The sequence below is a fragment of the Corynebacterium sp. SA-MJD20WY100 genome (genome assembly GCF_039822565.1).
Taxonomy (GTDB): domain Bacteria; phylum Actinomycetota; class Actinomycetes; order Mycobacteriales; family Mycobacteriaceae; genus Corynebacterium; species Corynebacterium phoceense_A.
Genome location: NZ_JBCJKS010000014.1, coordinates 47,411 through 61,574, shown reverse-complemented (window position 1 = coordinate 61,574; position 14,164 = coordinate 47,411). Strand labels below are relative to the sequence as shown.

Here is a 14,164-nt window from a genome sequence, read left to right as displayed (position 1 = left end):
TCGTCCCCGCGTGTTAGTCGCCGCGCTCGGCAGGGTTGTCGCGCACGGCGGACCACTGGGACCAGCCGCCCACGAAGTGGCGGGGGCTGGGCAGGCCGGCGATTTCTAGGGCGGCGATGGCCAGCGCGGAGTGGTTGCCCGAGCCGGAGTAGATGATGGCCTTGTCGATGGTGTCGAGGTTGACCCCGGCGGTTTCAAAGACGGCGCGGATTTCTTCCGGGGACTTCCACAGCCACGTCTCGTCGTCCACATGGAGCTCACGCTCCGGGACGTTGATGGCCCCCGGAATGTGACCGGCCTTGAGGTCGAGATGCTCGCGGCGGCCGGTAAAGCGGCTGGGCGAGCGGGTATCGATGAGCTGGACTTCCGGGTCCGGGTTCGCGAGATGCTCCTTAAACTCGTCGATCGTGGCGGTGGGCATGCCGCCGGGCACGACCACGAGGTTGGAGTGCAGCGGCAGGTTGCCGGGGCCGGTCAGCGTTTCCAGCCCGGCGCGGCGCCAAGCCGCAAAGCCGCCGTTGAGGAGGCGGACGTCGCCCACGCCAGCCCAGCGCAGCGTCCACCAGGCGCGGCCGGCGAAGAGTCCGCGGCCGTCGTCATAGATGACGACGGGGTACTCGGCGCGCAATCCGAGGCGTTCAAACCAGTTCTGGAGTTTGTCCGGATCCGGCAGGGGGTTGCGGCCCACGCGGGAGCCGGGAGTGCCGGCAAACGCGAGGGCGGTGTCAGCGAAGTGGGAGGTGGGGATGTGGAGCGAAGAAAATTGGTTGAACGCTGCGCCCGCGGTCGGTGCCCACGTGGTGTAGACGACCGTGGAGCGCTGGCCTTGATAAAGATGATTTTTCAGGTCTTGAGGAGAAACCGCAATGCTCATGCCCCCACAGTGTAGGGACATGAGCGAAGGGTTGCCGGACACGCGGCGTCGGCGCAGGTTAAGCGCTCAGCGTGAGCGCTTCACCATCCGCGGCGCGGTCGACGTGGACCGTGTCGCCGTCGACAATCTCACCGGCGAGCAGGAGCTTGGCGAGCTTGTCGCCGATGGCCTGCTGGATAAGCCGGCGCAGCGGGCGTGCACCGTAGGCCGGGTCGTAGCCGCGCTCGGCGAGCCAGGACTTGGCCTCCGGCGTGACGTCCAGGGTGAGGCGGCGGCCCGAAAGGCGTGCGCCGAGGGCGCCAAGCTGGATGTCCACGATGCCGGCGAGCAGCTCCGGGGACAGCGACTCGAAGACCACCACATCGTCGAGACGGTTGATAAACTCCGGCTTGAAGGCGTGCTTGACGGCCTCCATGACCTGCTCTTCCGTGCCACCTGCACCCAGGTTGGACGTGAGGATGATGACGGTATTGCGGAAGTCCACCGTGCGACCCTGGCCGTCAGTAAGCCGGCCTTCGTCGAGTACCTGGAGCAGCACGTCGAAGACGTCCTGGTGGGCCTTCTCGACCTCATCGAAGAGGACGAGGGTGTACGGGCGACGGCGGACCGCCTCCGTGAGCTGGCCACCAGCGTCGTAGCCAACGTATCCCGGAGGGGCACCGACGAGGCGCGCAACGGAGTGCTTCTCGCCGTACTCGGACATGTCAATGCGAACCATGGCCGACTCATCGTCGAAGAGGAACTCCGCGAGCGCCTTGGCCAGCTCCGTCTTACCCACGCCAGTGGGGCCAAGGAAGAGGAAGGAGCCGGTCGGGCGGTTCGGGTCGGCGACGCCAGCGCGTGCGCGACGCACGGCGTCGGACACGGCGGCGACAGCGGCCTTCTGGCCCACGACACGCTCGCCCAAGACGTCCTCCATGTGGAGGAGCTTCTCGGTCTCGCCCTGGAGCATCTTGCCGGCGGGGATGCCGGTCCATGCAGAGACGACCTCCGCGATAGTGTCCGGGGTGACTTCCTCGGTGAGCATGGTGTTCTTATGCTCTGCCGATGCCGCCTCGGCCTCGGCCAGCTCCTTCTCCAGCGGCGGGATCTTGCCGTAGTTGATCTCGGAGGCCGCGGCGAGGTCGCCGTCGCGCTCCGCGATCTCGGCCTGGCGGCGCAGCTCGTCGAGCTGCTCCTTGATGGCCTGGACATCATCGATGGACTTCTTCTCGTTCGCCCAGCGCGCCTTGAGCTCGCCCAGCTTCTCACGCTCGTCCGCGAGTTCCTGCTGCAGCTTGGCCAGGCGGTCCTGGCTGGCGGCATCAGACTCCTTCTTCAGCGCGAGTTCCTCGATCTCCATGCGGCGGACAATGCGCTCGAGCTCGTCGATCTCCTGCGGCGAGGAGTCAATCTCCATGCGCAGGCGCGAGCCCGCCTCGTCGACCAAGTCGATGGCCTTATCCGGGAGGAAGCGGTTGGTGATGTACCGGTTGGACAGCTCCGCTGCCGCGACCAGGGCAGAGTCCTGGATGCGGATGCCGTGGTGCACCTCGTAGCGCTCCTTCAAGCCACGGAGAATACCGACGGTGTCTTCGACAGAGGGCTCGGCAGCGTAGACCTGCTGGAAGCGGCGTTCAAGCGCGGCGTCCTTCTCGATGTACTTGCGGTACTCGTCGAGCGTCGTCGCACCCACGAGGCGCAGCTCACCGCGGGCGAGCATGGGCTTAATCATGTTGCCCGCGTCCATGGAGCCCTCGCCGGTCGCACCGGCGCCCACGATGGTGTGGAGCTCATCGATGAACGTAATGATCTGGCCGTCCGAGGCCTTAATCTCGTCCAGCACGGCCTTCAAGCGCTCCTCGAATTCGCCGCGGTACTTCGCACCGGCGACCATAGAGCCGAGGTCCAAGCTAATAAGCGTCTTGCCCTTGAGCGACTCCGGGACGTCACCCGCGACGATGCGACGGGCAAGGCCTTCCACGATGGCAGTCTTACCGACGCCGGGCTCGCCGATGAGCACCGGGTTGTTCTTCGTACGGCGCGAGAGCACCTGCACGACGCGGCGAATCTCCTGGTCACGACCAATAACCGGGTCAATCTTGCCCTCGCGGGCACGCGCCGTGAGGTCCGTCGAGTACTTCTCGAGGGCCTGGAACTGGTCCTCGGGGTTCTCGCTCGTCACCTTGGCCGCGCCACGCACGGACGGGAAGGCACCCTTGAGCGCCTCATAGGTCGCGCCGCGGCTCGTCAGCAGCTCCGAGGCGTCCGTCTTGGAGCCGGCGATGGCTGCGAGCAGCACCTCCGTCGACACGTATTCATCACCCAGCTCGCCCGCGAGTTCCTGCGCGCGGGTGAGCACGTTAAGTGCGTCGCGGTTAAACTGCGGGTTCGCCATCCCAGCGCCCTCCGCCTTGGGATAGCCGTCGACGAGGGCCGCGGCCTCCTTGGCCACGGTGCCCGCGTCCACGCCAGTAGCGCGGAGCACGGGGGCGGCGATGCCGTCTTCCTGGTTCAAAATAGCGGCAAGCAGGTGCGCCGGACGGATATCCGGGTTGCCGTTACTCGAGGCGGTCTGCAGCGCCTGCTGCAGAGCCTCCTGAGTCTTCGTGGTGGGGTTGAAACCGCTCATGGTTTCCTCCTCTTTCTTTCGTCTCTTCCTGATTTTTATCTGCCGCTCGGCCTACCCACCGCGCGTTGCCACCCGGCGGAGCTTTCCGGCTCGTACCCGCCCCACTCTAGGGGCTTCACTGTCCATAACGCACGCAAAGTTGAGTTTGTTCCACTCAAGTTAAACTTTTTTAAAGTTTTTCCAGCTCGCCCTTGAGTCATTATGACGCAACTTTGCCCGACGTGCGGGTTGCTCACACCGGAAGGCAGCTGCACCGACCGAATCCTAGGGCTACTTCAGCCGTCCACACGTAGCCTGGAAGCATGAGCGACACCGCCCCCGTCTTCAGCCACGCCCGCTCCGCCGCACTCGAGCTGCCCGGCGCGGAGCTGACCCACCCCTTCGGTCCCGCCTGGGATGTGTGGAAGGTGCGTGGCAAGGTCTTCGCGCTCCTCACCAAGGAAGCCGGAAAGCCGATGGTAATCGTCAAATCCGAGCCCCTGACAGGCGAGACCCTCCGCGCGGAGTTCCCGCTGATTACGCCCGGCTACCACATGAACAAGAAGCACTGGATCACCCTCGTCGACGGCCTGCCCTCCAACGTCATTCGGGAGCTCGTCACGGAGTCCTACCGCCTTGTCGTCGCGCAATTGCCCCGGTACTCCCGCCCCATCGACCCAGAGACCTTCGGCCGCGCGGACCTCCGCGAAAAGACCGAGGAATAATCTCACACCCGCGGCCAGGCCTGCGTGCACGCAGCACGCCCACGCCGGATGAACGCAGGGTCCGATACCATCGCCGTATGGACCATTTCGCAGTCGTCGTCATCGGCGCTGGCCAAGCCGGGCTTGCCTGCGCCCAACAGCTCTCCTTCCGCGGGCTCGAACCAGGTGAAGACTTCATTGTCCTCGACGCGAACGAGGGGCCCGGCGGCGCGTGGCGCCACCGGTGGGACTCACTCACCCTCGACAAAGCGCACGGGATCGCAGACCTTCCCAGCATGAAGGCCCCCACCACCGAAGACGGCGCGGGCCAGCCCGCCAGCCGCGTGGTGAGCGACTACTACCAGCGCTACGAGGAACAGTTCCACTTGGCAGTGCGACGCCCGGCGCGGGCCGTGCGCGTCGAGGAGGCTGACGGCTTCATTGTCACGCTTGCCGATGGCACGGAGCACGGCTGCCAGGTCATCGTCAACGCCACCGGCACGTGGGACAGTCCGTACATCCCAGACCTCCCGGGCCTGGAGACCTTTGGCGGCCACGTGCTACACACCCGCGACTTCGTGCGCCGCGAAGACTTTGCGGGCCAGCGCACGCTCATCATCGGCGGCGGGTTATCGGCGGTGCAGTTCCTCCTCGAGCTCGAGGGGGTCACCGACACTATGTGGTCGACGCGCCGCGTCCCGGACTTCGTACGTACCGAATTCGATCACCACTGGGGCCGCAACGTCGAAGAAGCCGTGCGTGAGCGCACCTTCGCCGGCTACCCGCCGGCCTCGGTGGTCTCGGCCACCGGTATCCCGCCGTGGGAGGAATATACCGAAGGAGTGCAGCGCGGTGTCCTCGTCTCGCGCGGCACGATTACTCAGGTCACGCCCACCGGCGTCGTCTTTGGCGACTCTCCTGCCACGGACGCCGCTCGTGCCTATTGGGATCCTTTCCCCGCCGGGCACCGTGAGGACTTTGACATTTTGTTCTTTAATACCGGCTTCCGCCACTCACTAAAGCACCTCGAGCCCCTGGGAATCTTCAGCCAGCGCGGCGGAATCGAAATGACGGATGAGGTCACAGTCAAAGCTGACCCGCGTATTCTACTCGCCGGCTACGGCTCCACGGCCTCGACGCGCGGGGCCACTCGCGCCGGCCGCCTAGCCGCCAAGCGCGCGGCACATCTCCTCTTTCCCGGCGGGCGTTAACGACGCCTCCCTTTTTCTTGCGCGCGATGTTAAACTCAGCTTATTGTTGTCACGTCAACCAAAAGAAAGATTCAACATGAAAGCCTTCGGTTTCCTCTCCTTCGGTCACTACGCCTTTGGCGGTACCCGCGGCCCGAGCGCCGAGAAGATGGCGAAAATCCATCTCGAATTATCCCAAGCCGCAGACGAGATCGGCGTGAATAACGCCTCCTTCCGCGTTCACCATTTCGTGCCACAGGCCTCGGCCCCCATGCCGTTGCTTGGCGCTATCGCTGGCTCCACCAAGCACATCGAGGTCGGCACCGGAGTTATCGATATGCGTTATGAAAACCCGCTCTACCTCGCTGAGGAAGCTGCGGCGCTCTACCAGCTCTCTGGCGGCCGCGTGGCCCTGGGCGTGTCCCGTGGCGCCCCGGAGGTCGCGGACCGCGGCTGGGAGGCCTTCGGTTACAAGGGTGAGGCCCCGAACGGCGCAGACGTTGCGCGTGACCACTTTGAGAAGTTCCTCGAGGCCATCCAGGGCTACGGCTTCGCGCATGCCGCTCCGCTCGAGCGCCAGTACCCGCAGATGTTCCAGCCAGGGTCCGGCCTGCCGGTCTTCCCGCATGCTCCCGAGCTGCACAAGCACATCTTCTACGGCTCCGGCACGCACACGTCCGCGGCCCAGGCCGCCCGGGACGGCGTCAACCTCATGAGCTCCACGCTCGTCTCCGAGACCACCGCAGATACCTTGGGCGAGGTCCAGGTTCAGCAGATCAACGCCTACCGTGAAGCATGGAAGGAAGCGGGCCACGACTGGGCACCGCGTATCTCCGTCTCCCGTTCGATCTTCCCCATCGTCGATGGCGCCGATGCACAGATGTTCGGTATGCAGGCCTCCGGCCACGACCAGGTCGGCGCCCTGCCGGACGCCGGCAACTCCATCTTCGGCCGCACCTACGCCGCCGAGCCGGATAAGCTCATCGAGCAGCTCAAGGCCGACCCGGCCATCGCCGCCGCCGATACCCTGCTCATCACCGTGCCCACCGGCATGGGCGTCGACGTCAACGTGAAGATCCTCGAGAACTTCGCCACGCACGTCGCGCCGGCCCTGGGCTGGAAGCCGAATACGGAAGGCCCGGTGACGGGTTATCCGATCGACTAATACACTGCTAGATATGCAACATCTGGCGGACCTCATCCTAGAAAATCCCTCGGCATTTCGTGACCGCGTGCACGAGGATTTCTACACCAGGATTCTCGAGGCCCGCCAGATTTTTGGTTTTCGCATGGCCGAGACCCACGTGGACATGGCTCCGGCCCTCGCGTGGTACCTTCAGCACTGCTCGGAGGGCGGCGTGCCCAACGCGCACGCGCGCGAGCGCATTGCTTTCCTCGGCCGCGACCACCGCCGCCACGGCTTCCCTCCCGCGGCATTCGCCGCGTTCTCCCAGTCCCTCATGGCGGGCCTGAAGCCCTTTGAGCTTTCCGATGCCGCCTCCCACGCCGCCCAGCGCGCCTTCACTGAGCTCGCCGCCCTGCTCTCCGGCGCCGCCGAGGAGGCTGACCTCGCAGGCACCCCGCCGGCGCACCAGGCACAGGTCGTCGACGTCGTCCGTCCCAACCGCGAGCTCGCCCTCGTGCGCCTCGAGTCCGCCATGCCTATTGACTTTGCACCCGGTCAGTATTTCCCGGTGACGTCTAAGTTTTTACCCGGCACCTGGCGTCACCTCACCCCGGCCGCACCCGCGACCTCCACAGGCCAGCTCGAATTCCACGTGCGCGGCGTGGGGGATGCCTCGCGCACCCTCGCGCGCGCCCAGGTGGGCGACACGTGGACCCTCGGCGCGCCGCGCGGCGAGTTCGCGCACACGCTGGGCGACGGCGATTACCCCGTCTTCCTCTGCTTCGGGGTCGGCTGGGCAGCCGTGCGTACCTGGCTCCTCGCCCAGGTCGAGGCCGCCACCGAGACCCCCGCCGACATCGAGTGCTCGCTCTACTCGGTGGCACCGAGCCCCGGGCATCACTACGACACGACGGTGCTCGACAACCTGGCTGCGCTCAACCCGGACATGCGCGTCCATCTCCTCGTCGACGCCGCGGAGGACCCGCTCCTCCTGGGTGCCCCCGAGCCTGACGTCTACTGCGAGCCCACCAACGATCCCGTCATGACCATGCTCTCGCGCGAGGACGCCCACGGCTCCCGCTTCATTCTCGTGGGTCCCGAGGCCCGCGTCACGGACGCCGCCGCGAAGCTGCGCGCCGCGGGCATCACCGCCGTCGAGGCACACCCCTGGGGACGAACGAGTCACAGTTTCTAGCCCGGCGCACCGCGCGAATTTACACTGGATTTATGACTGAAAATAATTCACGTATCCAGCTGCGTTCCGCCATGCCGGAGACCTCCCGCGCGCAGTACGCCGTCACGGACACCATCGTCGCCCGTGCCACCGAGCTCGGCATCCCCCGCGCCGTCCTCGAGCTCGCCTTCGTCCGCGTCTCACAGGTCAACCGCTGCGCGTACTGCACGGATGTCCACTCGCGGCTCGCCACGAAGTTCTACACCGAGGCTGGAGAATCTGCCGAAGACATCACCCGCAAGTTCGCCCTCGCTCCCGGCTGGCGCGAAGCCGCTGGCGTGTACACCGACCTCGAGCGCGCCGGACTCGACATCGCCGAGGCTGTCACGAGCGTCGAGCACGGCGCCCTTCCCGACGAGGACTATGACCGCCTCCGCGCGCAGCTCGGCGATGACGTCCTCGCGGTATTCCTCATGGGCTGCATCAACATGAACGTCTTCAACCGCATTCACCTGTTCTCCCACACCGTGGTGGGCCAGCCCTAAGCAGCGGTAACATCTCTAGAGAACAGGCAGCGCCTTGCGCGCCTTGTCCACCTCTGTCATGTCGAGGTCGGCATAGAGGATCTCGTCCTCGTAGCCGGCCTCCTCAAGCCGAACGCCGGTGGGGCCCACCACAACGCTGTGCCCCAGCCCCGTCGGCCCCGAGGCCTCGCCCGCCATGGCTTCGCCGCCCGGGCGCGACTGGCCTGCCGCCACGATGTAGCTCGTGGAATCCAGCGCACGCGCCGCCGAGAGCAGGCGCCATTGCTCGCGCTTGCCCGGCCCGTCAGCCCAGCTAAACGGCACGGCGATGACCTGCGCACCCGCGCGCGCCAAGTCTCGGAACTGCTCGGGGAAGCGCACGTCATAACACGTCGCCACGCCCACGGTCACGCCGTCAAGGTCAAAAGTGACCAGGTCCGTGCCCGGTCGCACGGTATCTGATTCCTTGTAATCAAAAGCGTCATACGTGTGAATCTTGTCGTAGCCGCAATGGATCCCGGGGCCAGTGATAAGCGCAGTATTCGAGACGCGATGGATAGTCTTCCCGTCACGCTCGACGGCATCGGCAGGCCGGAACATGCCCGCAATGACCGTGACCCCCAGCTCCTCAGCCACCTCGCGCAGCCCCGTGGCGAAGGGACCATCAAAATCGGATGCCTGCGTATCGAGACGCCCGGAGTTGAAGCTCTGCGCCGTCGCCTCCGGCAACACGATAAGCCGCGCGCCCTCACCGGCAGCGCGCCGGATAAGCTCCGTGGCGCGCTCCAGGTTGGCCTTCGTATCTCCAGTGGACGTAAATTGCACAGCTGCGACCTTCATGGTTGCCCAATGTAATGGGCAACCGGTGAGTTATCCACAGATTTCTTTTTTTCGCCCTTGCCAGATGGCGGCGCACCCCGTAGTTGTGAAGGCATGATCTACTTCACTGATAACGCACCACAGCACCTGTCCACTCTGCGCAGCCACCACTTCACGCCGCACTTTCCTACCGCAGGAGGCCCGCACACCTCCCGCGCCTTAGCCACCGCCACCGCTCGCTGGTCGTCAGCGATTAGCCAGGCTGAGGCTGCTCGCGGGGCACACCTCGACGCCCTCGAACGCCTACTTACTGATATGCGAGTCGGCGACGAAGCACTCGCCGCGCGCTTAGGAGGCCTCCCATGAGCCCCGCGCGTTCCTTAGCCACCGCCGCCGCCCAACTCGACTCCACCTCCTCTCGCCTGCACGGATACACAGTGGAGTGGCTCTATCATTCGGATACCCTATTTTTGGCAACAGCTGGCCTCGCACCTGAAAGCGCACGCCACAACGTCGAGCTCGCCCGCGCGTCCCTCAAGCAACCACGCGCCGAAATGGCCGCCGTGGCGGGAGTCCTCCGCAGCTACTCCCCACTAGAAGACCTCCTCGAACCGCTTGCCGATGGCCTCGCCCCCGGGCTCGCGGGCATCGGCGAGGCGCTCGACTGGATGTGCGCCCGTGAGATCGCGGCGCTCTGCTCGGACATCACAACCGAGCCACCCCACCTTCTCGAAGACTTCGAGGGCCTCTCACTCGAGGGAATTCATGAGATTCATCTATCCAGCGCCCCAGCACACGTCATAGCTTTGGCCGAAGCCAACCCCGATCTGCTCATCCTCGAGGCCTCCGAGGGCAGGTTCGCCGCCCTCGTGGATCCGACCTCCGCCCGCACGCAACCGTCGTCCATCACCACGTATATCCCCGGCACCGGGTCCTCGAATCCGGCGAGCTGGCAGTCTCACATCGACAATGCCCGAGCGCTCGCCACCGCGACGGGAAGCCCGGCCGTCGCGTGGGTGGGATACGACGCGCCGCCGCGAGTACCACTGGCCGCCCGGCGCGCTCCCGCAGAGAAAGGGGCCCGCGCGCTCACCCGTTTTCACCGCACGCTGCGTCGCCGCTTCCCACGCGCGCAACATATCGTGGTCGGCTATTCGTATGGTTCGACGGTCGCCGGCTACGCCGCACGCGACGGCATGCGCGCCGACGATCTCGTCTTCGTGGGCAGCCCCGGCGCCGGCGTCCATCGCGCCGACGAACTTCCGGGACGCGTGTGGTCCGTGACGAATGCGGACGATCCGATCCGCTATTCCACGGGTCCCGTGGGCGGCGTCCACGGGACCGATCCCAGCACGCCGTGGTTTGGAGCCGACCCCGTGCCCGGAACGCAGGGAAGGCCGGGTGACCATTCCAGCTATTGGTCAGACCCGGCCTTCTTTGAGGGCGTGGGAGCTATCGCCCGGCGCTACTAGAACAGGCCCGCCGGCTGCTCGCTGTAGGAGACCAGAAGGTTCTTGGTCTCCTGGTAGTGAGCGAGCATCATGAGGTGGTTCTCGCGGCCGATACCAGACTCCTTGTAGCCGCCGAACGCGGCGTGCGCCGGGTAGACGTGGTACTGGTTCACCCACACGCGACCTGCCTGAATGTCACGACCAGCGCGGTAGCAGATGTTCGCATTGCGCGACCACACACCAGCGCCCAGACCGAAGTTCGTGTCATTCGCAATCTGGATGGCCTCGTCGTAGTCCTTAAAGGTCGCGACGGAGAGGACCGGACCGAAGATCTCCTCACGGAAGATGCGCATGTCGTTCGTGCCCTTGAAGACGGTCGGCTCGATGTAAAAGCCGTTGTCCAGGCCCTCCACCTTATTCACGTGGCCACCGGTGAGGACCTCCGCGCCCTCCTTCGGGCCAATCTCCAGGTACTCGGTAATCTTGTCCATCTGCTCCTGGGACGCCTGGGCACCCATCATGGTCTCCGTGTCGAGCGGGTGGCCAATCTTAATCTTCTTCACGCGCTCGATGGCACGCTCGATGAACTTGTCCGCGATGGACTCGTGGACGAGCGCGCGCGACGGGCAGGTGCAGACCTCGCCCTGGTTGAGGGCGAACATCACGAAGCCTTCGACGCACTTCTCGAGGTAGGTGTCATCCTCGTCCATGATGTCCGGGAAGAAGATGGACGGGGACTTGCCGCCCAGCTCAAGGGTGACCGGAATGAGCTTGTCGGCAGCAGCCTTGTTGATGATCTTGCCCACCGGGGTCGAGCCTGTGAAGGCGATCTTTGCGATGCGGTCCGAGGTGGACAGCGCCACACCGGCTTCCTCGCCGATGCCGTTGACGATGTTGACGACGCCTGCAGGGAGCAGGTCGCCGATGAGCTCCATAACGAAGAGGACGGAAGCCGGGGTCTGCTCGGCCGGCTTCAGGACGACCGTATTGCCTGCGGCGAGCGCCGGCGCCAGCTTCCACGCCGCCATGAGGAGCGGGAAGTTCCACGGGATGATCTGGCCCACGACGCCGAGCGGCTCGTAGAAGTGGTAAGCGACGGTGTCCTTGTCGATCTGCGACAGGCGGCCTTCCTGGGAGCGCAGGGCGCTCGCGAAGTAGCGGAAGTGGTCGACCATGAGCGGGATATCTGCGGCGAGCGTCTCGCGCACAGCCTTACCGTTATCCCATGTCTCCGCGACGGCAATCTTCTCGAGGTTCTCCTCGATCCGATCCGCGATCTTGAGCAGGATGTTGGCGCGCTCGGCGGGCGAGGTGTGGCCCCAAGTCTCAAAGGCCTTCTCTGCCGCGTCGATGGCGAGGTTGATGTCTGCTTCCTTACCACGCGCAACCTGGCAGAAGACCTCACCCGTGATCGGCGTGATGTTGTCCATGTACTCGCCGTCGGCTGGGGCAACCCACTCGCCACCGATGTAGTTGTCGTAGCGGTCGCGGTAGGTGACGATGGAGCCTTCAGTGCCGGGATCTGCGTAGCGGGTCATGGTGGTGTCCTTTCGAAGCGGAGGCGTCGCCACAATTCTTTCCTTTAGTGAGCTACGCCATATCGGATTGAGTTACCCCACAGTAACTGAAATGACTTAACTACCGCCACAACTCCGGCACTACTTCTTTGCGAAACTTTGCAAGGATCCCCCACCCATGAATATTCACGCTGTTCACACGACATCCGACCCCAACTCAACGGGGGTATTCCAATCGGCTGGCAGGAATCAAAAACACCCGAGCGCTCTTCCTGTTGGCTCAACAAAGGGGGCGCTCGAGTGTACTGACGTGGCGTACTGCGCTAGCGGCTGCGCTTGCGGCGCGGGGTCCACATGACCACAGAGGTCGACCGCGGAACGTGGACGAGTTCGCGACCCGTCGAAGTGCCCATTCCCCTTGAGCACCTGCGAATCCGGACGAGCCACCTGGAAGATCGTTGTGGCAGCCTTGACACGATTCCTGCCACTAGAGACCGGCATGAGACTGGCTAGATTGGGGGCAACCATTCAGCTCGACTTAACCCCTGTTAAAAGTGGGCCGGGACTCTCATGTGGAGACACCAACTTCGACACGTAAGGTTGACCAAGCAGCCACGTTGACGTACCGTAAGAAGCGATAGATCCTCGGTCAGGCCTCTAATCCCGCAAGGGACAATGCATAAATGACCGGGGCCTTTCACATTCTAGGAAGCTCATGGTCAAACACTGGCACAACTACGACGAACAAATCACGCTGCTTCAAGAACGCGGTTTGAACGTCGCTGACACCGCATCAGCAGCCGAATTTCTATCTCGCGTAAACTACTACCGTCTTTCGGGATATTTCCGTTATTGGCAAGTTGACCCAATGGCAGGCAACAATCGCTTCCTCGATGGTTCCTCCTTTGAAGATATTCAGAGGCTCTACGAAGCCGAGCAAGACTTGGTTGCAGTATGCGATGAAGTTCTCCACCCGATCGAGGTCCTTCTGAGAACCCGGTTCGCCTACTATTACGCACAGCGGGTCGGAGCGATCGGAACGTTCGCCCGTGGTGACGGGTTCACGCAATCGCCCGATCCTAATGACGAACGTGTCGAAGAACATGCGCTGGCGAATTTAGATCGCAGCAAAGAGACCTTTGTGTCTCACTACCGCGATGAGCTCAAAACGGGCAACGCTTACAGCATCGATGCCTATGCGCGCATGCCCATCTGGGTAGCGGTTGAGGCCTTCTCGTTTGGCAGTCTATCCAGGCTTATTGAAGCTTCAAGCAAGTCCGGAGTGCTGCACGACATGGCAGCGTCGATGAACGTTTCTCCAACTACGCTGCCAAGCCAAGTCCGGTCATTCGTCTACTTGCGCAACCGCAACGCCCACTGTGCGAAGCTGTGGAACCATGCGGTCCTCGACCGTCCAGGACTCCTGCCTAACATCGTACGACGAGTCAAACGAAACCACCGTCAGTTCAGTGATCACTCGATCTACAAGATCTTCGTAGCGCTTGACCAGGTCGCCACCAAGACCGGCCTCCAGCATGATTGGCTCGCCAACCGCGTCGAGCCAATCCTTGCCACGCATCCCCTTCTTGCCGCAGGCATCGCAACCCCAGCCCGCTACGGAGAAATGTCGACGCAACTACTCACCACAGACCACTAGCACCGCACCGTCCCGCCTACGACATCCCACTCAAAATAGACGATGAAACCACAAGCACCCGAGTGCCCTCCTGTTGAGCCAACAGGGAGAACCCTCGGGTGCAGCGAGCTGGCGTGCGACACTAGCGGCTGCGCTTGCGGCGCGGGGTCCACATGACCACGGAGGTCGACCGCGGAACGTGGACGAGCTCGCGGCCCGTCGACGCAGACGAGGAGCGGGCACGCAGCTCGCGGACTTCCTCAAGAAGCGCGTCGCGCTCGGCGAGAAGCTGGTCGCGTTCCTCGGTGAGCTCGATAATCGACTTAATGCCAGCGAGGTTGACGCCTTGCTCCTGGGACAGCTCCTGGATGTGGCGCAGCAGCTCGATGTCTCGGTCAGAGTAGCGGCGTCCGCCGCCGCGCGTGCGGGCTGGGGACACCAGGCCCATCCGGTCGTACGTGCGCAGGGTCTGCGCATGCATTCCGGAAAGCTCCGCAGCGACGGAGATAACGTACATCTTCTTCGGTGCCTCGCGCGGACCGTCGGTGGAATTGGCCAT

13 protein-coding genes are annotated in these 14,164 nt (G+C 64.1%); 8 read left to right on the top strand and 5 right to left on the bottom strand.

What is annotated here, in order from left to right; translation table 11 throughout:
* Nucleotides 1-13: 13 nt before the first annotated feature.
* A complete protein-coding gene (locus tag ABJ196_RS08795; protein ID WP_347306295.1) occupies nucleotides 14-874 on the bottom strand; it encodes a rhodanese-like domain-containing protein in 861 nt (286 codons plus the stop codon).
* A 58-nt stretch (nucleotides 875-932) separates the two neighbouring features.
* Nucleotides 933-3,485 carry an ATP-dependent chaperone ClpB gene (gene clpB, locus ABJ196_RS08790; RefSeq protein ID WP_066488906.1) on the bottom strand — a complete coding sequence of 851 codons (2,553 nt, stop codon included), beginning with the start codon at nucleotides 3,483-3,485 and terminating at the stop codon, nucleotides 933-935.
* Between the two features lie 302 nt (nucleotides 3,486-3,787).
* On the opposite strand from clpB, the gene ABJ196_RS08785 reads away from it, so the two are divergent.
* The 5 genes from ABJ196_RS08785 to ABJ196_RS08765 all read left to right on the top strand — a co-directional run bounded on the left by ABJ196_RS08785 (nucleotide 3,788) and on the right by ABJ196_RS08765 (nucleotide 8,203).
* The gene (locus ABJ196_RS08785) at nucleotides 3,788-4,189 is read left to right on the top strand and encodes an MmcQ/YjbR family DNA-binding protein (protein WP_257052767.1); all 402 of its coding nucleotides are present in this window, start codon (nucleotides 3,788-3,790) and stop codon (nucleotides 4,187-4,189) included.
* A gap of 77 nt (nucleotides 4,190-4,266) precedes the next feature.
* A complete protein-coding gene (locus tag ABJ196_RS08780) occupies nucleotides 4,267-5,379 on the top strand; it encodes an NAD(P)-binding domain-containing protein (RefSeq protein WP_347306293.1) in 1,113 nt (370 codons plus the stop codon).
* A gap of 76 nt (nucleotides 5,380-5,455) precedes the next feature.
* Complete coding sequence (locus ABJ196_RS08775) at nucleotides 5,456-6,523, top strand: LLM class flavin-dependent oxidoreductase (protein ID WP_347306291.1); 1,068 nt, start codon at nucleotides 5,456-5,458, stop codon at nucleotides 6,521-6,523.
* 13 nt (nucleotides 6,524-6,536) lie between these two features.
* Nucleotides 6,537-7,679 (top strand): FAD-binding oxidoreductase, encoded by a 1,143-nt coding sequence (locus ABJ196_RS08770; RefSeq protein WP_347306289.1) that lies wholly within the window; start codon nucleotides 6,537-6,539, stop codon nucleotides 7,677-7,679.
* 32 nt (nucleotides 7,680-7,711) lie between these two features.
* Nucleotides 7,712-8,203, top strand: coding sequence for a carboxymuconolactone decarboxylase family protein (locus ABJ196_RS08765; protein WP_347306287.1), 492 nt, complete (start codon nucleotides 7,712-7,714; stop codon nucleotides 8,201-8,203).
* Nucleotides 8,204-8,218: 15 nt separating this feature from the next.
* Here ABJ196_RS08765 and ABJ196_RS08760 read toward each other — a convergent pair whose 3' ends face one another.
* Entirely contained in the window at nucleotides 8,219-9,022 is an 804-nt protein-coding gene (locus ABJ196_RS08760; RefSeq protein ID WP_347306285.1) for a carbon-nitrogen hydrolase family protein, read from the bottom strand.
* Nucleotides 9,023-9,115: 93 nt separating this feature from the next.
* On the opposite strand from ABJ196_RS08760, the gene ABJ196_RS08755 reads away from it, so the two are divergent.
* Together ABJ196_RS08755 and ABJ196_RS08750 are read left to right on the top strand one after the other, a co-directional pair.
* On the top strand, nucleotides 9,116-9,367 hold the full coding sequence (locus tag ABJ196_RS08755; protein ID WP_347306283.1) for a hypothetical protein: 252 nt from the start codon (nucleotides 9,116-9,118) through the stop codon (nucleotides 9,365-9,367).
* The gene (locus ABJ196_RS08750; protein WP_347306281.1) at nucleotides 9,364-10,473 is read left to right on the top strand and encodes an alpha/beta hydrolase; all 1,110 of its coding nucleotides are present in this window, start codon (nucleotides 9,364-9,366) and stop codon (nucleotides 10,471-10,473) included. The genes ABJ196_RS08755 and ABJ196_RS08750 overlap by 4 nt, the downstream gene beginning before the upstream one ends.
* On the opposite strand, the gene ABJ196_RS08745 is transcribed toward ABJ196_RS08750, so the two are convergent.
* Nucleotides 10,470-11,990, bottom strand: a complete 1,521-nt coding sequence (locus ABJ196_RS08745; protein WP_347306279.1) for an aldehyde dehydrogenase family protein — start codon at nucleotides 11,988-11,990, stop codon at nucleotides 10,470-10,472. The two genes, ABJ196_RS08750 and ABJ196_RS08745, sit on opposite strands and share 4 nt — an antisense overlap.
* A gap of 694 nt (nucleotides 11,991-12,684) precedes the next feature.
* On the opposite strand from ABJ196_RS08745, the gene ABJ196_RS08740 reads away from it, so the two are divergent.
* Nucleotides 12,685-13,626: an Abi family protein gene (locus ABJ196_RS08740; RefSeq protein WP_347306277.1), complete on the top strand. Its 942-nt coding sequence runs from the start codon at nucleotides 12,685-12,687 to the stop codon at nucleotides 13,624-13,626.
* Between the two features lie 121 nt (nucleotides 13,627-13,747).
* On the opposite strand, the gene ABJ196_RS08735 is transcribed toward ABJ196_RS08740, so the two are convergent.
* Nucleotides 13,748-14,164 carry a helix-turn-helix transcriptional regulator gene (locus ABJ196_RS08735; protein ID WP_257052790.1) on the bottom strand — a complete coding sequence of 139 codons (417 nt, stop codon included), beginning with the start codon at nucleotides 14,162-14,164 and terminating at the stop codon, nucleotides 13,748-13,750.

Bases quoted from the DNA above. Each gene is read 5' to 3' on its own strand.
- ABJ196_RS08795 (WP_347306295.1), bottom strand. From the start codon at position 874: ATGAGCATTGCGGTTTCTCCTCAAGACCTGAAAAATCATCTTTATCAA.
- clpB (WP_066488906.1), bottom strand. From the start codon at position 3,485: ATGAGCGGTTTCAACCCCACCACGAAGACTCAGGAGGCTCTGCAGCAG.
- ABJ196_RS08785 (WP_257052767.1), top strand. From the start codon at position 3,788: ATGAGCGACACCGCCCCCGTCTTCAGCCACGCCCGCTCCGCCGCACTC.
- ABJ196_RS08780 (WP_347306293.1), top strand. From the start codon at position 4,267: ATGGACCATTTCGCAGTCGTCGTCATCGGCGCTGGCCAAGCCGGGCTT.
- ABJ196_RS08775 (WP_347306291.1), top strand. From the start codon at position 5,456: ATGAAAGCCTTCGGTTTCCTCTCCTTCGGTCACTACGCCTTTGGCGGT.
- ABJ196_RS08770 (WP_347306289.1), top strand. From the start codon at position 6,537: ATGCAACATCTGGCGGACCTCATCCTAGAAAATCCCTCGGCATTTCGT.
- ABJ196_RS08765 (WP_347306287.1), top strand. From the start codon at position 7,712: ATGACTGAAAATAATTCACGTATCCAGCTGCGTTCCGCCATGCCGGAG.
- ABJ196_RS08760 (WP_347306285.1), bottom strand. From the start codon at position 9,022: ATGAAGGTCGCAGCTGTGCAATTTACGTCCACTGGAGATACGAAGGCC.
- ABJ196_RS08755 (WP_347306283.1), top strand. From the start codon at position 9,116: ATGATCTACTTCACTGATAACGCACCACAGCACCTGTCCACTCTGCGC.
- ABJ196_RS08750 (WP_347306281.1), top strand. From the start codon at position 9,364: ATGAGCCCCGCGCGTTCCTTAGCCACCGCCGCCGCCCAACTCGACTCC.
- ABJ196_RS08745 (WP_347306279.1), bottom strand. From the start codon at position 11,990: ATGACCCGCTACGCAGATCCCGGCACTGAAGGCTCCATCGTCACCTAC.
- ABJ196_RS08740 (WP_347306277.1), top strand. From the start codon at position 12,685: ATGGTCAAACACTGGCACAACTACGACGAACAAATCACGCTGCTTCAA.
- ABJ196_RS08735 (WP_257052790.1), bottom strand. From the start codon at position 14,164: ATGGCCAATTCCACCGACGGTCCGCGCGAGGCACCGAAGAAGATGTAC.